Genomic DNA, 20,966 nt, shown 5'->3' with positions numbered 1-20,966 from the left:
CGCCGCAGCGCTGAAAGGGCGGACGATGAGCATCAGGAATTTCAGCAGCCTGTTCGATCCCGGCTCGGTGGCGGTGATCGGCGCATCGCTGCGGCCGGGCAGCCTGGGCGCCATCGTGCTGGCCAATATGGCCGGCGGCGGCTATGCCGGGGCGTTGTGGCCGGTCAATCCCAAGTACGACGAGCTGCTGGGTGTGCGCTGCTACGCCAGGGTGTCGGCCTTGCCCCAGGCGCCCGACCTGGCGGTGATCTGCACGCCGCCGGCCACGGTGCCGGGGCTGATCGCCGAGCTGGGCGCGCGCGGCACGCGCGCCGCCGTGGTGCTGACCAGGGGACTGGACGAAGCGAAGGCCGGCGGCGGCAGGTCGGTGCGCCAGGCCATGCTGGACGCGGCCAAACCGCACCTGCTGCGCATCCTGGGCCCGGGTGGGGTGGGCTTGCTGGCGCCGCACAGCGGCTTGAACGCCAGCCTGGCCGAAGGCGGCGCCAAGGCTGGCAAGATCGCCTTCGTCTCGCAGTCGGACGCGCTGATGGCGGCGGTGCTGGACTGGGCGCGGCTGCACGGCATCGGGTTCTCCAAGTTCGCCTCGCTGGGCGAGCGCGCCGACATCGACCTGGGCGACCTGCTCGACTACCTGGCCGACGACGCCGACACGGCGGCCATCCTGGTCTATATGGAGAACCTGGCCTGCGCGCGCAAATTCATGTCGGCGGCCAGGCTGGCGGCGCGCGCCAAGCCGGTGATCGTGCTCAAGGCGGGGCGCGACAGCAGCGACCTGGCCTATGACGCGGCGTTCCGGCGCGCCGGCATGCTGCGCGTGCATTCCACCGAAGACCTGTTCGACGCCGCGGAAACCCTGACCCATGCGCGCGCGCTGCGCGGCGAGCGGCTGGCCATCGTGGCCAACGGCGGCGCGCTGGGCACCATCGCCACCGATGCGCTGGCCTACGCGGACGGCAAGCTGGCGCTGCTGCCGCCGGCCACCGTCAAGCTGCTCAGGGCGGCGCTGCCCGGCCTGGGCGGGCTGGCGGCGCCTGCCAATCCGCTCAACCTGGGCGGCGCGGCCACGCCGGCGCAGTACGCGGCCGTTTTCGATGCCCTGCTGCGCGAGCCGCAGGTGGACGCGCTACTGCTGATCCATGCGCCCGCCACCGGCGTGGACGCCACCCGCGTGGCCGAACTGCTGGCGCCGCTGGCGCGCGGCTCGGGCAAGAACGTGCTGTCGTGCTGGCTGGGCGGGGCCTCGGTGGCGGGCGCGCGCCGCGTGTTCGCGGACGCGGGGCTGCCGGCCTACGACACGCCGGAACAGGCGGTGCGCGGCTTCATGCAGACCGTGCAGTACCGCCGCAACCAGGAATTGCTGATGGAAGTGCCGGGCCAGCTGCCCCCGGGCAGCAAGCCTGAGCGGGCGGCGGCGCGCGCCGTCCTTGCCGCGGCGGTGGCCGATGGGCGCGCCGCCCTGAGCGCGCCGGAAACGCGCGCGGTGCTGGCCGCCTACGGCATCCGCATGGGCGAACGCGGCGGCAGCGCGGCCGGCGCGGCGCCCGGTGACGCATTCGCCATCGCGGTGCAGGACGACGCCATGTTCGGCCCGGTCATCAGTTTCGGTCCCGGCGGCGCTGCCGGTGCCGCCGGCGGCATGGACGCCGGCGCCGGCCGCCGCACGGTCGGCCTGCCGCCGCTGAACATGGTGCTGGCGCGCGACATGGTTGAACGGACCCGGCTGCGTCCTGCCGCCGCCAGCGACGCGCTCTGCCACGCGCTGATCCAGGTGTCCGACCTGGTGGCCGACACCTGCGAACTGGCCAGCCTGCGCCTCGACCCGCTGCTGGCCGGCGCGGACGGCGTGCTGGCGCTGGACGCCGGCATCACGCTGGGGCCGCCGCGCGCCAGCTACCGGCTTGCCATCCGCGCCTACCCGCAGGAGCTGGAGCAGGAGGTGGTGTGGCAGGGCGCGCCGCTGACCCTGCGCCCGATCCGGCCCGAAGACGCGCCGCAGCATGTCGAATTTTTTGCCAGGCTGGAGGCGGACGACGTGCGCCTGCGCTTTTTTTCCGTCATGCGCGAACTGCAGCCGGCCCAGCTGGCGCGCCTCACGCAGATCGATTACGACCGTGCGATGGCCTTTATCGCAACACGCATCGGTAGCGGAGGCAGGCCTGAAACACTAGGGGTAGTACGTGCTGTTGCAGACCTCGATAATCAGCATGCTGAATTTGCAATTTTGATCCGTTCGGACTTGAAGGGAAAGGGCCTAGGCGCTATTCTGTTTCAAAAGCTGATCGATTATTTCCGCAGCCGAGGCACTGCGGCGATAGTCGGTGAAGCGTTGTCTGAAAATGGTGGTGTCCAGCAGCTGGTCCGGCGCTTCGGCGGCTCGGTCAGTCCGTCGCCGGAGCCGGGAATGGCCATTTTAACTCTCAAGTTGCAACCGTAGTTCAGGGCTTTCGCTTGGGCTAATACCGGGACAGTTTGTTTTATGTCAAAGTCCTGGTCGTCGCGTTTATTTACACTTTTACTTCCGCCTCGTCGCTTTTTGTGATTCTAGCTTGGAGTAAGAATGTTAACGGCCACATACACTTTGGTAGCTCTATCTGTCGAGCAAGCCAACATCCGCGTCAGTTTGCTTTCGTTCCAGAAATACGTCCAGTCCACGCTGCTCAACCAGAACAGCTTGACCTTGTCGCAGCTTGAGTTCGCGTGCGAGTCGCTGAACCGGCTGTATCAGGCCTGCCATTGGCGCAAGATCGAGATGTATCTGATCCCGGCCATCCGCCAGGCCACCGAGCAGGCCAACCAGCTGCTCGACGAACTGAACCGCTTGAACGATGTGGCGCTGGGCATTATCCGCTCGCTGCAGCAGCAGGTCACGGAATCCAAAGACGAGTCTGAACAGCGCGTGCACGAGATCTGCGCCCGCATCGACGCGTTCTGCGAGTCGCTGCTGCAGCGGCTCGACAAGGAGGAAAAGGAGCTGTTCGCCGTGGCCCGCACCGCCATCGGCGGCGAAGCGTGGTTCGCCATCGCCAACCAGTTCCTGCTGCACGACGCCAACGTGGCCGAGGCGCGCCGCTGCAAGGGCGGCCGCCTGCACCTGGTGGACAAGCCGGCCGCCAGGCCGCGCGGCAAGCAGGACGACGCGCTGCTGCCGGCCCTGGCCGTGCTGCCCATCGTGCTGCCGGACGAGGAGCTCGACACCAATATTCCGGTGTCGGAACTGGCGCGTCCGCGCCGCCAGCGCCCGCCCAGCCGCGCGCTGGCCGACTAGCATTCGCGTCGCCGAGGCAAAGCATGGCGTTCCTTTGCTATCATGGTGGTTTTGATACAGCGATAGCCCATCATGTTCGAATTCCTCTTCAAGCGACCCGGCGATGCGCCGAACGGCCAGCAGCCCGATGCTGCACAGGCTTCTGCCGCCGTGGCCGCGTCCGCCCAGGCTGAGCAGACCGCGTCCCGCCGCGCCGCGCAGGCGGAGCGGGCCAAGGCGCTGGCCGAGGACGAGGCCGCCGCTGTCGAACTGATACTGCAAAGCGAGTTTGCCGATGTGCGCCTGGCTGCGGCCGCGCACGTGGTGTCGCAGCCGGCGCTGGAGAAGGTGCAGCAGGCGATGCGCAACACCGACCGCCGCGTGGCCAAGCTGATGCAGTCGCGCCTGGACGCCATCCGCCACCAGCAGGCCGAGCGGCGCCAGGCCGAAGCCACCATCGCCAACGCGCGCAAGCTGCTGGCCGACGAGAAGCTGACCCCGAACCAGGTTGCCGAGCTGGACCGTTTGTGGAAGGTGATTGCCGCCGCGCCGGAGCTGGCCGAGGAATTCAACGGCGTGCGCAGAGCGCTGGCCCAGCGCCTGGAAGACCAGGTCAACCTGCAGCGCGCCGCGCTCGACGCGCTGGCCGCGCTGCGCCGCGTCGCGGGCGAGGCCGATGCCGCCCAGCTGGACGCGCTGGCCGAGGAACATGCCAAACACGTGGCCGCGCCCGAGAAGGGCGCCTTGCCGCGCAACCTGCTGGGCGATTTCGAGACCGCCATGGCTGAAGCGCGCAGCAGGCTCGCCGCGCAGGAAGCCCGCCGCGCCGCGCAGGACAGCGCGCAGGCAAACGCCGCTGCTGCCGCCACTGCTGCCACTGCTGCCAATATCAATTCTGCTGATGTTGATGCTGATGCTGCTGCCGCTGCTGCCGCCCCGGGCGCGGCGAATGCGGCCGCCGGCAACGGCGCCGTGACGCACGCCGCTGATGGCAACGTCCATGACGCGGCCGGCAACCCAATTCGCGCCGCAGGGCAGGGCGCTGCTGCTGGCGGCGCCGGGGCAGGCGTGGCGCAATCCGGCAACGCGCAAGCCGGCGGTGCGCAAGCCGCCGAGCCGCACGGGCCGGCCAGACACGGCGCCGAGCGCGCAGGCAAGCAGCGCGACCTGTCGCCCGCCGCGCAGGAAGCCGCGCGCGAAGCCAACAAGCGCTTCATGGCCACGCTGGACGCCATGGAAGCGGCGCTGGCCGAAGGCCAGCTGCACGTCGCCAACGACCACGACAAGGCGCTGAAGGAAATCAAGACCGGCCGCCTCACCCCGGCCCAGGCCGACCGCCTGGCCCATGTGCGGGCCGACCTGAAGCGCCTGGGCGACTGGGCGCGCTGGGGCGGCAACGTCTCGCGCGAGGAACTGGTGAAGGCGGTGGAGGACCTGCAGGGGCAGCAGCTGGCGATGGCTGAACTGGCCAAGAAGGTGGGCAGCATGCGCGACCGCTGGAAAGCGCTCGACACCGTGTCCGGCCCCGCGCCCAAAGGCCTGTGGGAGCGCTTCGACGCCGCCTGCACCGCCGCCTACGCGCCCGCCGCAGCCCACTTCAAGCACCTGGCCGACGAGCGCCACACCAACGCTGCCAAGGCGCAGGCGCTGATCGCCGAAGTCGATGCCTTGAAAGCCAGGGCCGCCGAGTCCGAAACGCCCGACTACAAGGCGCTGGCCGCCGCTTCGCAGCGCCTGCGCCAGGCCTGGGGCCGCCTCGGCGCCATCGACCGCAAGGAAAAGAAGAAGCTGGACGCCATCTTCGGCAAAGCCATGGACGCCATGCTGGCGCCGCTGGAAAACCAGCGCAGCATCGAAGTGGCCTGCCGCGAGCAGCTGATCGAGGAAACCGCCAAGCTCAATCCGAGCGACCGCCACACGCTGGACACGCTGCGCATCCTGCAGGAGCGCTGGCAGGAGCACGCCAAGGCGCTGCCGCTCGAGCGCAAGCAGGAACAGGCGCTGTGGCAGCGTTTCCGCGCCGCCTGCGACGCCATTTTCGCGGCCCGCAAGGAGTCGGCCCACGCTGCGGACCATGAGCGCCGCGCCCACCTGCATGCGCGCGAAGCCATTTGCGCGCAATTGGAACAGGCCACCTTCAGCGGCGACGACAAAGCCCAGCAGGCGGCCATTGCCAAGGCGCTGCGCGACGCCGCCACCGCGTGGCATGCGTCCGGCACCGTGCCGCGCGCCAGCGAGCAGAAGATCGAGGCGCGCTACAAGGCCGCCGTGGCCGCCGTGCAGGCGCAGGGCGACGCGATCCGCAAGCGCGCCGGCGCCGCACAGGCGAATGCGCTGCGCGACAAGCTGCGCCTGACCCAGGCGCTGGAAGCGGCGCTGGCCGGCGCCGCTGCGGACGCTGCCGCGGATGCGGCCACGGATGCGGCCATCGACGCCGCCGACTGGGATGCGCGCTGGAAAGCCTTGCCTGCGCTGCCCAACGAATACGAACGCACGCTGCACACCCGTTTCGCCGCCGCGCTGGCCGCGGCGGCCGACCCGGACAAGCGCCGCGCCTACGCAGCCCGGCTGGAAGCCGCGCGCGCCAGCCTGCTGCAGGAAGTGCTGCGCCTGGAAATCGTTGCCGGGGTGGACAGCGGCGCCGAGTTCGCGCGCGAACGCCTGAAAATGCAGGTCGAGGTGCTGCAATCGTCCCTCAAGTCCGGCCAGAAACCGATGACGCAGGCGGCCCAGTTCCTGCAGCTGTGCGCCATGCCCGCCATGGCGGACCCGCGCACGGCCACCCGCATCGAACAGCTGTTCCGACGTATCGGCGCGGAGGCCAAATGAGTCAGGCCAGGGGGCAGGTCCGCGTGCAGGCGGAGGACTTCGATGTCGCCGCCGAAGTGGCGCAACTGCGCGCTGGCAACGCCCGCGTCGGCGGTATAGTGACCTTTGTCGGCACCGTGCGCGACCTGAACGAGGGCGCCGACGTGGCGGAAATGGAACTCGAACACTATCCGGGCATGACGGAACAGTCGATCGAGACCATTATTGAACAGGCGAAGGCGCGCTGGCCGATTTACGGCGCGCTGGTGATCCATCGCATCGGCCCCCTCAAGCCCACCGAGCAGATCGTGCTGGTGGCGGTGACGTCGGCCCATCGCGGCGAAGCGTTTGCCGCCTGCGAGTTCATCATCGACTACCTGAAGACCGAGGCGCCGTTCTGGAAGAAGGAACAAACCCCGGACGGCGCGCGCTGGGTGGATGCCCGCGTCAGCGACGACGCCGCATTAAAGAAATGGACACTTTCTTGATTCTAATCAAGTAAGGCTTCTTGAAAACCGGTTGCGCAACCCTTATGTGCGAGGTAGACCAATTCAGGAGCATTTCAAATGCGGCAAGACAAACTCACTACCAAACTGCAGGAAGCCCTGGCCGACGCGCAAAGCCTGGCCGTCGGCAACGACAATCCCTACATCGAACCGGTGCACCTGCTGGTCGCCCTGATCAACCAGGACGACGGCAGCGCGCGCTCGCTGCTGCAGCGCGCCGGCGTCAACGTCAACGCGCTGACCAACGCGCTCAAGGCCTCGCTGGAGCGCCTGCCCAAGGTGTCCGGCACCAGCGGCGACGTGCAGGTCAGCCGCGAACTGATCGGCGTGCTGAACCTGTCCGACAAGGAAGCCCAGAAGCGCGGCGACCAGTTCGTGTCCAGCGAGATGATTTTGCTGGCGCTGGCGGACGACAAGTCCGACGCCGGTAAGCTGGCGCGTGAAAACGGCCTGACCCGCAAGGCGCTGGAAGCGGCCATCGACACGGTGCGCGGCGGCGGCAAGGTGGATTCGGCCGAAGCCGAAGGCCAGCGCGAGGCGCTGAAAAAATACACGCTGGACCTGACCGAGCGCGCCCGCGCCGGCAAGCTCGATCCGGTGATCGGCCGCGACGACGAGATCCGCCGCGCGATCCAGGTGCTGCAGCGCCGCACCAAGAACAATCCGGTGCTGATCGGCGAACCGGGCGTGGGCAAGACCGCCATCGTGGAAGGCCTGGCGCAGCGTATCGTCAACAATGAGGTGCCGGACTCGCTGCGCGGCAAGCGCGTGCTGTCGCTGGACATGGCCGCGCTGCTGGCGGGCGCCAAGTACCGCGGCGAATTCGAGGAACGCCTGAAGTCCGTGCTGAAGGAACTGGCCATGGACGAGGGCCAGACCATCGTCTTCATTGACGAGCTGCACACCATGGTGGGTGCCGGCAAGGCCGAAGGCGCGATGGACGCCGGCAATATGCTCAAGCCTGCGCTGGCGCGCGGCGAGCTGCACTGCCTGGGCGCGACCACCCTGGACGAGTACCGCAAGTACATCGAGAAGGACGCCGCGCTGGAGCGCCGCTTCCAGAAGATCCTGGTCGACGAGCCCAGCGTGGAAGCCACCATCGCCATCCTGCGCGGCCTGCAGGACAAATACGAACTGCACCACAAGGTGGACATCACCGACGCGGCCATTATCGCGGCGGCCGAGCTGTCGCACCGCTACATTACGGACCGCTTCCTGCCCGACAAGGCGATCGACCTGATCGACGAAGCGGCGTCCAAGATCAAGATCGAGATCGACTCCAAGCCGGAGGTGATGGACAAGCTGGAACGCCGCCTGATCCAGCTGAAGATCGAGAAGGAAGCGGTCAAGAAGGAAAAGGACGAGGCATCGCGCCGCCGCCTGGACCTGATCGACGAGGAAATTGCCAAGCTGCAGCGCGAGTACAACGACTTCGAGGAAATCCTGAAGGCCGAGAAGGCCAATGTGCAGGGCACCACGCACATCAAGGAAGAGATCGAGCGCATCCGCCAGCAGATGGAGGAAGCCACGCGCGCCTCGAACTGGCAGCGCGTGTCCGAACTCCAGTACGGCAAGCTGCCGGAACTCGAAGCGCAGCTGAAGCAGGCCGAGACGGCCGGCGCCGGCGCGGCCGATGGCAAGGACAAGCCCAAGCTGCTGCGCACCCAGGTGGGCGCGGAGGAAATCGCCGAAGTGGTGTCGCGCGCCACCGGCATTCCCGTGTCGCGCATGATGCAGGGCGAGCGCGACAAGCTGCTGCACATCGAAGAGAAACTGCACGAGCGCGTGGTGGGCCAGGATGAAGCCATCAACGCCGTGGCGGACGCCATCCGCCGTTCGCGTGCCGGCCTGGCCGATCCCAACCGCCCCTACGGCTCCTTCATGTTCCTGGGCCCGACCGGCGTCGGCAAGACCGAGCTGACCAAGGCGCTGGCGTCCTTCCTGTTCGACACCGAGGAATCGCTGATCCGCCTGGACATGAGCGAATTCATGGAGAAGCATTCGGTTGCCCGCCTGATCGGCGCGCCCCCGGGCTACGTGGGCTACGACGAGGGCGGCTACCTGACCGAAGCCGTGCGCCGCAAGCCGTACAGCGTGATCCTGCTGGACGAGATCGAAAAGGCGCACCCGGACGTGTTCAACGTGCTGCTGCAGGTGCTGGACGACGGCCGCATGACCGACGGCCAGGGCCGCACCGTGGACTTCAAGAACACCGTGATCATCATGACGTCCAACCTCGGCTCGCAGAAGATCCAGTCGATGGAGGATTCCGATCCGGCGCTGGTCAAGCTGTCGGTGCTGGCCGAAGTGCGTTCGCACTTCCGTCCGGAGTTCATCAACCGCATCGACGAGATCGTGGTGTTCCACGGCCTGGACGAGAAGAACATCGGCGCCATTGCGAAGATCCAGCTGCACATCCTGGAGCAGCGCCTGGCGCGCATGGAAATGGCGCTGCAGGTGACCGACGGCGCCTTGCAGAAGATCGCCGAGGCGGGCTACGATCCGGTGTACGGGGCGCGGCCGCTCAAGCGCGCGATCCAGCAGCAGATCGAAAATCCGCTGTCGCGCCTGATACTGGAGGGCCGCTTCGGTCCGAAGGACACCATCCACGTCGGCGAACGCAACGGCGCGCTGGTGTTCAGCGCCGACGGCAAGGAAGCCATCGTCGCGTAAATCGCTTAAATCGCGTAAACCGCGTGGTGGCCGTAGGGCGGGTTAGCGGGGCAACGCCCCGCGTAACCCGCCGTGCTAACGCGCCTCCCCAAAATCCTCCACCTCATAGCGGTCCAGGAAAAGCCTGGGCTCGCGCCGGGGCAGGCCGCTGTCCGCCATGGCAAAGCGCAGCCGCTCCGCTTCCATGTGTTCTATCGTGCGGCGCACGTAGGCGCCCAGCGACTGGCGCGTGGTGCACTTCTGCCACATCGGATAGCGCCCGCTGACGCGGTAGCCGTCCAGATACTCAATCTCGAAATCGCACTCGAAGTAATCCTGCGGCCCGGTGGCCCAGCTGCGCAGCAGCTTGTCGGCCGACACGAAGGAGCCCAGGACCGCCATGGTGCGGGCGCGCTCCTGGCGGATGCGGATCCTGGCGACACCTACTTTTTCGTCATGGTGCATGGCATGCTCGCGATAGGTCAGTGCCGCATTTCGCCGTCAACCTGGCGCCACAGCTGTAGCGGGTTGCCGTCCTGCAGCGCGGCGGGCAGCAGGCTGGATGGAACGTCGAGGTAGAACACGGGACGCAGAAAGCGCGCGACCGCCTGCGCGGCGGTGGCGCCGTTATAAATCGGCATGGAGGTGAAGCTGTTGACGTTCACGTGGCGCGCCATGCGCTCAAGGTGCGGCATCAGGCGCGCGGCCAGGGCGGTGTCGCCGTCGGCCATCTGCATGCCCGCCACCAGCTGCGGGCCCAGCAGCTCGGCCACCGCCAGCAGTTCCTCCGGGCAGGCGCAGCGCAGCAGCAGGGCGGACGGGCCGGGATGCTCGTCGCCCAGGGCCGGCGTGCTCAGCAGGCTGGAGGCTTCCGCTTCGACGAACACCGCGCGCGCCGCGTCCGCGTCCGGCGCCGCGCTTTCGGCCAGCAGATCCACGCGGCGTTCGCGCAGCAGGCGCTGCACCGTGCCGGCGTGGCCGTGCCGGGCCCCGGTGCCGGCGCTGGCCAGAGCCAGCGGCGGCATGGCCAGCACGCCGTCGATGATGGTCTCCCTTAAGTCTATGTACCCGTCGCCCTCTATCGCCACTACAATGCCGGGCTTGAACATGCTGTGCGCCGTGCCGGGGTGGAACTGCTTGAGCAATTGCTGGCCCAGGTGCTCGGCGCGCGCATTGAGCGCGTGCGGCAGGATGAACACCGGATTGCTGCTGGCGGTCTGCAGCAGCACCGGGACGGGCTCGGCCCGGTCCAGGCTGCGCCGCATCAGCTCCAGGCCTTCGTGGCGGCTGCCGGCGTAGGTGGCAGCCTTGATGTCCGGCTGCGCCACCAGGGCGGCGGCGGCGCCCGGGCAGTCCGCCACCAGGGCGTACGCGCCGTCCGGCAGGCCCGCCTCCTGCACCGCCGCGGCGATGGCGCCGGCCAGCAGCGCGCAGGTGCGGGGATGGCTGGCGCTGCCAAGCACCACCACCGGGCAGCCGGCGGCCAGCGCGGCGATCACGTCGGCCGCCGCCGCCGCGTACACCGGCGCGCGGCAAGCGTGCCCGGCGCCAAGCACGGCAACCGGTCCCAGCGGGATGTTTTGCGCGCGCTGGTCGGGCGGCGCGGTTTCAATGGCGGCCCCCAGCCAGTGGCTGCGCCGCAGCACCGCACTGAAGGCACGCAATTGTTGCAACACTGCATCGTGCTCCATCGTAACAATTTCCGGACTGACCCCCAGTTCTTCCGAGGCGGTGGCGGCCACCGCCTCGCGCACGGCGTGGAGATGGAAGGAGATCAGCTCAAACAGCCGGCAACGGCTGGCGACACTGCTGCGGCCCAGGGCGGCGGCGGCGCCGTCGGCGCGGCGCGCGGCCTGGTCCAGGCTGGGCCAGCGCTGGTCCGGCGGCGGGGCTGGGCGATTGGTCGGGTTGTTCACTAGGGCAAGCCTTTGATGGTCTGTGGCGCTTAAATATTGTAAAAACTATTCCGTGCAGCGGTTAATAAATTCTTGTAAATTGGCGTTAAATATCCTTAAGGGATAGACGCCGGCCATACCGACGACACAATGACCTCTTCCGACACCGCTATCCTGTTCGGCGCCTATCGCCTGGTGCCCGCCGAACGCGCGCTGTACCACGCCGGGCAGCCCGTGCGCCTGAGCGGGCGCGCCTTCGACCTGCTGCTGGCGCTGCTGGAGCGGCCCGGCGAAGTGCTGGGCAAGGACGAGCTGATCGCCCGCGTGTGGCCGAGCACCTGCGTCGAGGAAGGCAATCTGCGGGTGCACATCGGCGCCTTGCGCAAGGCGCTGCAGGACGGCAGCGGCAGCCAGTACGTGGAGAACGTGGTGGGGCGCGGCTACAGCTTCGTGGCGCCGGTGCGGCGCATCACCCTGCTGGCCCCGGCCTGGCCGGCCGGCCCAGCCACGCCAGCCAGACCGGCCACGCCAGCCGTGCCAGCCCCTCCGGCCTGGGCCATGCCGCTCGCCGCCACCCGCATCTTCGGCCGCGGCGACACCTTGCGCCAGCTGGCGGAACAGGTGCCGCAGCGGCGCCTGGTCACGCTGGTGGGGCCGGGCGGCATAGGCAAGACCACGGTGGCGATGGCCGCTGCCAGCCAGCTGGCGCAGGCATTTGCCGACGGCCTAATCACGGTCGACCTGGCCCCGCTGGCGGACGGCGCCCAGGTCGGCAGCGCACTGGCGCTGGCGCTGGGCATGCCCGCGCTGTCCAGCGATCCGGCGGCGGCGCTGGCGGCGCATCTGCATGGCATGCACGCCCTGCTGGTGTTCGACAACTGTGAGCACGTGATCGACAGCGTCGCCGCCCTGGCCGAGCGGCTCCTGCGCCAGACGCCGCGCGTGCATATACTGGCCACCAGCCGCGAACCCTTGCGGGCGGACGCGGAGTGGGTGCACCGCCTGCCGCCGCTGGCGCTGCCGCCGCCTCAGCCTCCGGGACCCATCGGCGCGTCCGCGCTGGCCGAACTGGCGGCCACGCCTGCGGTGCAGCTGTTCGTGGAGCGCGCCACGGCGGGCATGGACAGCTTCCGCCTCGGCGAAGACAATGCCGCCGCCGTGGCCGACATCTGCCGCCGCCTGGACGGCATTCCGCTGGCGATCGAGCTGGCGGCGGGGCGGGCCGAGTTCTTCGGCGTGCACGGCCTGGCCGGGCGGCTGGAGGATTGCTTCAGCGTGCTCACGCGCGGCCGCCGCACGGCCTTGCCGCGCCACCAGACCCTGCGCGCCACGCTGGACTGGAGCTACGACATGCTCAGTCCTGCGGAGCAGGCCACGCTGCGCCGCTTCGGCATCTTCCGCGCCCCCTTCACCCTGGAGTGCGCCGCGCAGGTGGTGCAGTGCGCCGACATCTGCAGCGCCGATGTGCTGGACTGTATCGCCAACCTGGCCGCCAAGTCCCTGCTCAGCGCCGACACCAGCGGCGAGGTGGCGCTCTACCGCCTGCTCGGCACCACCCGCGCCTACGCGCTGGACAAGCTGCGCGCCAGCGGTGAGCTGGCGTGGGTCGCGCGGCGGCAGGCGCGGACCTGTTGCGAGTTCCTGCGTGCCGCCCAGGGCGGGCTTGAGGGCCAGCCGCTGCCGCGATGGCTGGCCACCTATGGGCGCGGCATCGACCATGTGCGCGCCGCGCTCGACTGGACTTTTGGCGCGGCCGGCGCGGCCGGGGAGCGTGGCGAAAGCGGCGAAAGCGGCGACCTGGCGCTGGGCCTGGAACTGTGCGCCGTGTCCGCCCCGCTGTGGTATCAGCTGTCGCTGATGGACGAATATCGCGGCCGGCTGCAGCAGGCGCTGCGGCTGGCGCGCGAGGCCGGCGAGGGCGCGCTGGCGCCGCATCTGGAAATGCCGCTGGCGCTGGCGCTTGGCCACGCCCTGCTGCACGCGGGCGGCCAGGCCGGCGATGCCGAGCGTTCCCACGCGTTTGCGCGTGCGCTCGACCTGGCGCAACAGGCCGGCGACAACGCCAGTTGCATGGGGGCGCTGTGCGGCTGCTTTATCGACGCCATCTTCAATGGCGACTACCAGCTCGCGCTGGGCTATGCGGAGCGGTTCGGCGTGGCGGCCGCCGGCGCCGGCGGCGAGATCCACCAGCTGGTGCACGCGCGCATGCTGGCCCGCGCCATGCACTACCTCGGCCACCAGGACCGCGCGCGCACCCACATCGAATTCGTGGTGCGCCATCCGCTGGACAGCGTGCGCCAGCCGCATGGGCGCGGCGTCCAGTTCGACCAGCATATCTCCAGCATGGCGGTCCACGCCCGCGTGCTGTGGCTGCAGGGCTATCCGGAGCAGGCCATGGACGTGGCGCGCGCCTGCGTGGAAGAGGGACAGCGGGCAGGCCACGGCATTTCGCTGTGCTTCGCGGTGCTGGTGGCGTGCACCGTGTCCACCTGGTGCGGCGATGCGGGCGAAGGCCAGCGCTACGCTGCCCTGATGCTGGACCATGCGCACCGCTGCGCGCTGCCGCAATGGCATTTCTGGGGCCGCGGCCACGCGCTCGCGCAGCGCCTGCTGCACGGCCAGCACCCGCCGCAGGAGGAAGAACTGTCCGCCCTGCAGCGGGATGCCTACTGCGGCGACCTGCAAGTGGACGTGCTGGCCACGCTGCATCCGCGCCTGCTGTCGGCGCGGGCGGTCGCGCGCGCCGAGGGCGGCAACGCCGGCTGGTGCCGCGCCGAAGTGATGCGCAGCCGGGGCGAGGCGCTGCGCCTGGCCGGCTCGGACGCGCATGCCGAGCAGCTGTTCGAGCGCGCCCTGGCCATCGCGCTGGAGCAGGGGGCCCTTGCCTGGCAGCTGCGCGCGGCCACCAGCCTGGCGCGGCTGCGCTGGTCGCACGGGCGCCGCGTGGAAGCGCGCGCGCCGCTGGAGGCGATCTACGGCCGCTACACCGAGGGCCATGCCACGCGCGACCTGCGCCTGGCCCGCAGCCTGCTCGACGAGCTTGCCTAGCCAGGCGGCCGCCTAGGTAAAGAACGCGGACGGCGTGGTGCCGAAGGTCTTCTTGAACATGGCTGAAAACGCGGACTGGCTGGCATAGCCCAGCTGCTCGGCCACCTGCGCCAGCGGCAGGCCGCGCGCAATCAGCGGCGCCGCATGGGCCAGCCGGACCTGCTGGCGCCACTGCCCGAAGGTGAGCCCCAGTTCGCGCTCGAACAAGCGCGCCAGGGTGCGCTCGGACGCGCCCACCTGCTGCGCCCAGTGCGCCAGCGTCTGCGGCGATGCCGGGTCGTTCATCAGCCCGGCGCACAGCATTTTCAGCCGCTTGTCTTCGGGCAGCGGCACGCGGATCGGGCGCGTGGCCGAACGCGCCAGTTCATCCAGGACCAGCTCCGCCAGCAACTGCTCGCGCGCTGTCTCCGCGCCCAGTTGCAGCTGCTCCAGCGCCACAATCAGCTCGCGCAGCAGGCTCGATACCTCCAGCACCTTGCACTCCGTGCCCGGGAACGGCGCGCGTCCGGCCAGCACGCACAGCGGGCGCAGGCGCGCCTTCTCCAGCACCGTCACCGCGTGCTCCACGTGCGGCGCGATCCAGATTGCCCGCAGCGGCGGCACGATCCAGGTGCTGTTGTTGGCCGTCACGCGCACCACGCCTTCCAGCGCGTACGTCACCTGGCCCCAGGGATGGCTGTGCGGCGCCATGAACTCGGCCGCCTCCAGGTCGCGCGCCCGCAGCGTCACCGGGCGCGCGGCGCTTGGCTCGTTGCGGGGATGGTAATGGTTGGTGTGGGTGACGACCGGGATGTGCATGGCATGCCTTGGCAGAATCTCGACAAAAGATGTCCGCCTATCTTAAGCCAGCCGCCGCCGGATTGCTACACTGGACTTCGCACAGACAACCCTGGAGTTCCCATGAGCACCGCAACCTTGCGGCAGGACGCGCGCGTGATCGGCCTGGTCGGCTTCGCGCACGGCACCTCCCATTTTTACCATCTGATTTTGGCCGCGCTGTTCCCCTGGCTTAAACCGGAATTCAACCTGTCCTACGCGGAGCTCGGACTGCTCATGACGGTGTTCTTCGTGGTCTCCGGCATCGGCCAGGCGCTGGCCGGCTTTGTGGTGGACCGCTTCGGCGCGCGCGCGGTGCTGTGCGCCGGGATTGCGCTGCTGGGCGTGTCCGCACTGGCGCTGGCCGCAGCGCCCAGTTACCCCATGCTGCTGGCCGGCGCCATGCTGGCCGGCGTCGGCAACAGCGTGTTCCACCCGGCCGACTACACCCTGCTGAACCAGCGGGTGTCGAAGGCGCGCCTGGCGCACGGCTTCTCGGTGCACGGCATCAGCGGCAATATCGGCTGGGCGCTGTCGCCGATCTTCATGACCTTCGTCACCGCCATGTCGAGCTGGCGCACCGCGCTGCTGTGCGCCGCCGCCTTGCCCTTCATCGTGCTGCTGATCCTGTTCCTGAACCGCCACGCGCTGCGGCCGGACCCGATCGCCAAGGCCGGGCCCGGACAGCCGGCGGGCGGCTCGCTGGCCTTCCTCGGCCTGAAGTCGGTGTGGATGTGCTTCGCTTTCTTCTTCATCACCGCGCTGGCGCTGGCCGGCATCCAGAGCTTCGCCTCCACGGCGCTGGTGGACCTGTACGGCATGTCGCTGGGCTGGGCCACCTCGGCCTACACCGCCTACATGGCGGCATCGGCGGCCGGCATGGCGCTGGGCGGCTCTCTCGGCGCACGCAGCACCAGCCATGACCGCACCATCTCGATCGCCTTCGGCAGCGCCGCCGGGCTGGCGATCCTGCTGGCGCTGGCGCTGGTGCCGGCGTGGATGGCGGTGGTGCTGATGGGGGCCATCGGCTTCGCTTCCGGCATCGCAGGCCCCTCGCGCGACCTGCTGATCCGCGCCGCCGCGCCGCCCAACGCCACCGGCCGCGTGTTCGGCGTGGTGTATTCGGGATTGGACAGCGGCCTGTCGGTCGGCCCGCTGGTGTTCGGCGCGCTGATGGACGCGCACCATCCGTCCTGGGTGTTCGTGTTCATCGGCGCGTTCCAGGCGCTGGCCATCGCCACGGCGGTGGGCGTGGGCAGCAACACCCGCGCGGTGCGGCTGCAAAACGCTTAGAATCGTCAGCATTGACAACCAAGCCGGAGCCTATATGAACTTTGCCACCACCGATCTGTGCGACGATAACGCCGAACTGCTGGACGACGGCACACTGGCGGTGCTGCCGCCGGTGTACCAGCACTACGGCCAGCACAAGAAATTCAGCGGCCGCGCCACCACGCTCAAAGTCTTCGAAGACAATGCACTGGTGCGCAGCACGCTGGAAACGCAGGGCAACGGCAATGTGCTGGTGGTCGACGGCGGCGGCAGCCTGCGCCGTGCGCTGGTGGGCGGCCAGCTTGGCGTGCTGGCGCAGAACAACGGCTGGGCTGGTATCGTGGTGCACGGCTGCATCCGTGACGTGGACGAAATCAACGCCTGCGCCGTCGGCGTGCGCGCGCTGGGCGCGCATCCGCAAAGGAGTGCGCGCCTGGGCGCCGGCACGCGCGACGAACGCATCCACATCAGTGGCGTGGCGGTCAGCCCCGGCGACTGGATCTACGCCGACGCCGACGGCATCCTCGTATCCAAAAAACAGCTCGCCTGACGCTGTCGCCGCCCGGGCGCGTTTGATCGCGCCCAAACTCCCTCCACGGCGCCCCCCTGCGGCAGGGGCGGCAGCCGTAGACTCTGCGCATGCGCGCTGACTTCGATTCCGGATACAAACAGCTGTTCGCCCATCCCGAGATGATGCGCGACCTGTTGTGCGCCTTCTTGCCTTATCCCTGGGCCGAAAAGCTGGACGTTTCCGCTTTCGAACGCATCAATGCCAGCTACGTAGGCGGTGCAGGTGCCCAGCGCCATGACGACATGGTCTGGCGGCTGCGCATCGGCGGCGAGTGCATCTACGTCTATCTCCTGCTTGAGTTCCAGTCCGCCAGCGATCGCTGGATGGCGCTGCGGATGCAGGTTTACGTCGGGCTGCTCTATCAGGATCTGGTCAAGCGGCACAAGCTCGGCCGCAGCGGCAGGCTGCCGCCCGTGTTGCCTATCGTGCTGTACGGCGGGCGGCGCGCCTGGACGGCAAGTCACTCACTCTCCAGCCTGGTGCTGCCTGCACCCGAAGGCTTGGGTTGGCTGCAGCCGGAGCAGCAGTATCTGCTGATCGATCATCATCGCATGCCCTCGCGTCCGCTCGCGGCGCGTAACCTGGTTGCCGCATTGTTCGGGCTGCGGCGTTGCCGTTCGAAGCAAGCCGCGCTGGAGTTGCTCAGGGCTTTGGGCGCCTGGTTAAGTACGGAGCCGAACCAGCCGTTGCGCGACAGCCTGTCGAGCTGGATTGTGCGCTGTTTGCGGCATAAGCTGGAACCAATCAAGTCGGCGGAAACGGAGGTAGTCATCATGAAGGACAAGCAGTTCGGCTCCTGGGAAGAGTGCATTCTCGATGAAGCGATGCATGGCCGCGAGGAAGGCAAGGAAGAGGGCAGGGCAGAAGGCAGGGAAGCGGGGCGGGAGGAAGGCCGGGCGCAGGCGGTGCGCGCGCTCTTGCTGAGGCTGGTTGCCAGGCGGACTGGCGGCGTCCCCCCGGACTGGGAGCAGCGCATTGCAGCCTCCAGCCTGCGGGACATGGAGCGCTGGCTGGAAGACTTGTTCGACGGCGCCGCGCCGGAGGCGCTGTTCGGCCAGCCGTAAAGAAAAAGGCCGCACGCGTCGAGGCAACGGTGCGGCCGATTCGTCCTCGCCGCTTCTCCGGACAAGCGGCGCAACGGGCCTAGCCCCGCGCCTTGCCAACCGGATACCGCTCTCAGCGTCGACATCATCCGGTGCCACGCGGCGCCAGGCTGCTGTGGTTTTTGAAGTACCTTCAGATTAGCAGACTCTCCCCCTTTGTCTCATTGTATTTTCAGACGATAACTAACCTTTCAATTTGGAAAGTCGACTGCCTTTTCGACACTATTTCACTCTGCGGGAAAAGATTTTCACCATGTGGGATGTGATGCGGCTGTGCGTCATTTCTCGCCTTTCATGGGAAGGAATATCTTTCCGCATCATGAGAAACGAGTCGCAACGCATTGATATACAAGCATAAATTCCGTATCATCTATCTTATAGAAGACCTGTGCTGCACTGAACAATTCGCCCTATCATGTGTCTAAGGACGACACGATAGGAGAGCATCATGGCAACGCGCGCGCAGCAGGCGGCAACACTGCAAAATGACTGGGACAGCAATCCGCGCTGGAAGGGCGTCACCCGCAGCTACATGGCGGACGACGTGGTCCGCCTGCGTGGCTCGCTGCAAATCGTCCACACCCTGGCCCAGCGCGGCGCCGTCAAACTGTGGGATCTGCTCAACAACGAGCCTTTCGTCAACGCCCTCGGCGCGCTAGGCGGCGACCAGGCCATGCAGCAGGTGTGTGCCGGCCTGAAAGCGGTCTACGTTGCCGGCGAAATATGCCCGGACCAGCCGCTGCACCCGGCGAGCCAGGTGCCGATGACGGTGCGCCGCATTAACAGCGCCTTCCAGCGCGCAGACCGGATCCAGTGGGCCGAAGGCAGGGACGATATCGACTGCTTTGCACCCATCGTGGCCGCCGCCGAAGCCGGTTTCGGCGGCGCGCACGCCTTTGAACTGATGAAGTCCATGATAGAAGCAGGCGCGGCCGGCGTACATTTCGATGACCAGCTGGCTTCGGCGGGCAGCAAGGTGCTGGTGCCGACCCGCGAAGCGGTGGAGAAGCTGGCCGCAGCCCGCCTGGCCGCCGACGTGATGGGCACGCCCACCCTGGTGATCGCCCGCACGGACGCCGAATCGGCCAGCCTGCTGGCTTCCGACGTGGACAGCAGGGACCAGCCGTTCTGCACCGGCGAGCGCACCGCACAAGGCTTTCATATGGTCCGGCCTGGCCTGGCACAGGCCGTCGCGCGCGCGCTTGCTTACGCGCCGTACGCCGACCTGGTCTGGTGCGAAACGGGCAGGCCGGACCTGGTCTTCGCCAAGAAATTCGCCGACGCCGTGCACGAGCAATTTCCCGGCAAGATGCTGGCCTACAACTGCTCGCCATCGTTCAACTGGAAGAAGAACCTGGACGACGCCACCATCGCCAAGTTCCAGAAAGAGTTGGGCGCCATGGGCTACAAGTTCCAGTTCATCACCCTGGCCGGCATCCACGCACTGAACCACGGCATGTTCCAGCTGTCCCACGGCTACGCCCGGCGCCAGATGCCGGCCTTTGTCGAGCTGCAAGAGGCCGAATTCGCTGCAGCCGCCAGGGGTTTCACGGCCGCCAAGCACCAGCGCGAGCTGGGCGCCCGCTACGTCGACGCGGTCAGGCAGGCCATCACGCAGCTTAGCCCGCAGACTGGCCTGCCGGCCCAAGGTTCCACCGCCGCGCCGCACGGCGCCGCCGGGCGCGTGCCGTTCGTCGAACCGGCCCCGGAGGTGGCGTAGCAGGGGAAGCGGGGACTCCTTAGGTATAATGCACCCTTGCAGCATCATCTTTAAGGAAATTCCCACACCATGTTCAGTTACCGCCACGCCTTCCACGCCGGCAACCACGCCGATGTGCTCAAGCATTTCGTGCTGGTCCAGCTGCTTCAGTATATGAACCAGAAGGACACCGCCTACAGCTACATCGACACCCATGCCGGCGCGGGCGTGTATGCGCTGGACGGCAATTTCGCGTCCAAGAATGCCGAGTACGAAACCGGTATCGGCCCGCTGTGGGAGCGCACGGACATGCCGGCGGCGCTGGCCGAATACGTGGAGCTGATCAAGTCCATGAACCCCAGCGGCAAGATGCGCTACTACCCCGGCTCGCCTTACTGCGCCGAGCAGGTGGCGCGCGAGCAGGACCGTTTGCGCCTGTACGAGCTGCACCCGGCTGACTCGAAGATCCTGACCGACAATTTCCGCAAGCTCGACGAGCACAAGGCCGCGCAGGGCATCCGCTCCGCTGTGCGCGGCAAGCGCGTGCTGGTGACGCGCGGCGACGGCTTCCAGGAACTGAAAGGCCTGCTGCCGCCGCCGTCGCGCCGCGCCGTGGTGCTGTGCGACCCGCCGTACGAGGACAAGCAGGACTACCGCAAGGTGGTGGAGATGCTGAACGACGCCACCAAGCGCTTCCCGGCCGGCACCTATGCGGTCTGGTATCCCATCCTGCAGCGCATCGAGGCACGCAACTTCGCCGAGCGCATGAAGCACATCAAGGGCACCGAGTGGCTGAACGTCACGCTGACCATCCGCACCCCTGGGCCGGACGGCTTCGGCGGCCTGCACAGCAGCGGCATGTTCATCGTCAATCCGCCTTTCACTTTGGAAGCCACGCTGAAGGAAGTGATGCCCTACCTGGTCGAAGTGCTGGGCGAGGATGCGGGCGCCGGCTTCGTGCTGGAGTCCGGCAACGCGGCCACGGCGCCGCGCGCCGCGTCGCTGCAGCAGGCGGAAAACAATCCACGCGGCGGCCTGCGCGCGCCGATCTCGCCGCGCGCCATCGGCCCCGGCGGCAGCCTGCGCGGCAACAACGCGCCGACCGCCCCGCGCGGCAGCCTGCGCACCTCGTCGCGCCCCGGTTCGCCCGGCGCTGCAACGGGCCGCCCCGGCTCGCCCGGCGCCAGCTACAGCCGTCCTGCGGGCGCTAAACCCGCAGCCAAGCTGGGCACGGACGGACCGCGCACGAGCACGCCACGCAACACCAAGCCGCGCCGCCCGTAATTCGCGACAATAAATGTTGGCAGGACTGTATCGATAGGTATAGTCTTACAGTACCGAAGCAGATT

The 20,966-nt window shown here is 68.2% G+C and carries 14 protein-coding genes; 11 read left to right on the top strand and 3 right to left on the bottom strand.

Annotated elements, in window-relative coordinates; all coding sequences use genetic code 11:
• Positions 1–25: 25 nt before the first annotated feature.
• The 5 genes from ASC94_RS16105 (at position 26) to clpB (ending at position 9,234) form a co-directional block, all read left to right on the top strand.
• Complete coding sequence (locus tag ASC94_RS16105; RefSeq protein ID WP_056396739.1) at positions 26–2,437, top strand: bifunctional acetate--CoA ligase family protein/GNAT family N-acetyltransferase; 2,412 nt, start codon at positions 26–28, stop codon at positions 2,435–2,437.
• Between the two features lie 123 nt (positions 2,438–2,560).
• A complete protein-coding gene (locus tag ASC94_RS16100; protein WP_056396736.1) occupies positions 2,561–3,268 on the top strand; it encodes a hemerythrin domain-containing protein in 708 nt (235 codons plus the stop codon).
• Positions 3,269–3,340: 72 nt separating this feature from the next.
• Entirely contained in the window at positions 3,341–6,076 is a 2,736-nt protein-coding gene (locus ASC94_RS16095) for a DUF349 domain-containing protein (RefSeq protein ID WP_056396733.1), read from the top strand.
• Positions 6,073–6,543, top strand: a complete 471-nt coding sequence (gene moaE / locus ASC94_RS16090) for a molybdopterin synthase catalytic subunit MoaE (RefSeq protein WP_056396731.1) — start codon at positions 6,073–6,075, stop codon at positions 6,541–6,543. The genes ASC94_RS16095 and moaE overlap by 4 nt, the downstream gene beginning before the upstream one ends.
• Positions 6,544–6,621: 78 nt before the next feature.
• The gene (gene clpB, locus ASC94_RS16085; protein WP_056396729.1) at positions 6,622–9,234 is read left to right on the top strand and encodes an ATP-dependent chaperone ClpB; all 2,613 of its coding nucleotides are present in this window, start codon (positions 6,622–6,624) and stop codon (positions 9,232–9,234) included.
• A gap of 75 nt (positions 9,235–9,309) precedes the next feature.
• On the opposite strand, the gene ASC94_RS16080 is transcribed toward clpB, so the two are convergent.
• Both ASC94_RS16080 and ASC94_RS16075 read right to left on the bottom strand, forming a co-directional pair.
• Positions 9,310–9,678, bottom strand: coding sequence for a hypothetical protein (locus ASC94_RS16080; protein WP_056396726.1), 369 nt, complete (start codon positions 9,676–9,678; stop codon positions 9,310–9,312).
• A 17-nt stretch (positions 9,679–9,695) separates the two neighbouring features.
• Positions 9,696–11,129, bottom strand: coding sequence for an aldehyde dehydrogenase family protein (locus tag ASC94_RS16075; protein ID WP_056396722.1), 1,434 nt, complete (start codon positions 11,127–11,129; stop codon positions 9,696–9,698).
• Positions 11,130–11,258: 129 nt separating this feature from the next.
• On the opposite strand from ASC94_RS16075, the gene ASC94_RS16070 reads away from it, so the two are divergent.
• The gene (locus ASC94_RS16070) at positions 11,259–14,156 is read left to right on the top strand and encodes a winged helix-turn-helix domain-containing protein (RefSeq protein WP_056396719.1); all 2,898 of its coding nucleotides are present in this window, start codon (positions 11,259–11,261) and stop codon (positions 14,154–14,156) included.
• Between the two features lie 12 nt (positions 14,157–14,168).
• Here the strand turns inward: ASC94_RS16070 and ASC94_RS16065 are convergent, their stop codons facing one another.
• A complete protein-coding gene (locus ASC94_RS16065) occupies positions 14,169–14,954 on the bottom strand; it encodes a helix-turn-helix transcriptional regulator (RefSeq protein ID WP_056396716.1) in 786 nt (261 codons plus the stop codon).
• A 102-nt stretch (positions 14,955–15,056) separates the two neighbouring features.
• Here ASC94_RS16065 and ASC94_RS16060 point away from each other — a divergent pair, with 102 nt between their 5' ends.
• From ASC94_RS16060 to rlmJ, 5 genes are all read left to right on the top strand, one after another.
• Positions 15,057–16,265 (top strand): MFS transporter, encoded by a 1,209-nt coding sequence (locus ASC94_RS16060; RefSeq protein WP_056396713.1) that lies wholly within the window; start codon positions 15,057–15,059, stop codon positions 16,263–16,265.
• Positions 16,266–16,299: 34 nt separating this feature from the next.
• Positions 16,300–16,794: a ribonuclease E activity regulator RraA gene (gene rraA, locus ASC94_RS16055; RefSeq protein ID WP_056396710.1), complete on the top strand. Its 495-nt coding sequence runs from the start codon at positions 16,300–16,302 to the stop codon at positions 16,792–16,794.
• Between the two features lie 89 nt (positions 16,795–16,883).
• A complete protein-coding gene (locus tag ASC94_RS16050) occupies positions 16,884–17,879 on the top strand; it encodes an Rpn family recombination-promoting nuclease/putative transposase (RefSeq protein ID WP_056396708.1) in 996 nt (331 codons plus the stop codon).
• 487 nt (positions 17,880–18,366) lie between these two features.
• Positions 18,367–19,638, top strand: a complete 1,272-nt coding sequence (aceA, locus tag ASC94_RS16045) for an isocitrate lyase (protein ID WP_056396705.1) — start codon at positions 18,367–18,369, stop codon at positions 19,636–19,638.
• Between the two features lie 69 nt (positions 19,639–19,707).
• A complete protein-coding gene (rlmJ, locus tag ASC94_RS16040) occupies positions 19,708–20,901 on the top strand; it encodes a 23S rRNA (adenine(2030)-N(6))-methyltransferase RlmJ (protein WP_056396702.1) in 1,194 nt (397 codons plus the stop codon).
• Positions 20,902–20,966: the final 65 nt, after the last annotated feature.

The sequence above is a fragment of the Massilia sp. Root418 genome (assembly GCF_001425265.1).
GTDB lineage: Bacteria > Pseudomonadota > Gammaproteobacteria > Burkholderiales > Burkholderiaceae_D > Rugamonas.
Note: the sequence above shows the minus strand (reverse complement) of the source record. Positions and strands in the feature narration are given on the sequence as shown.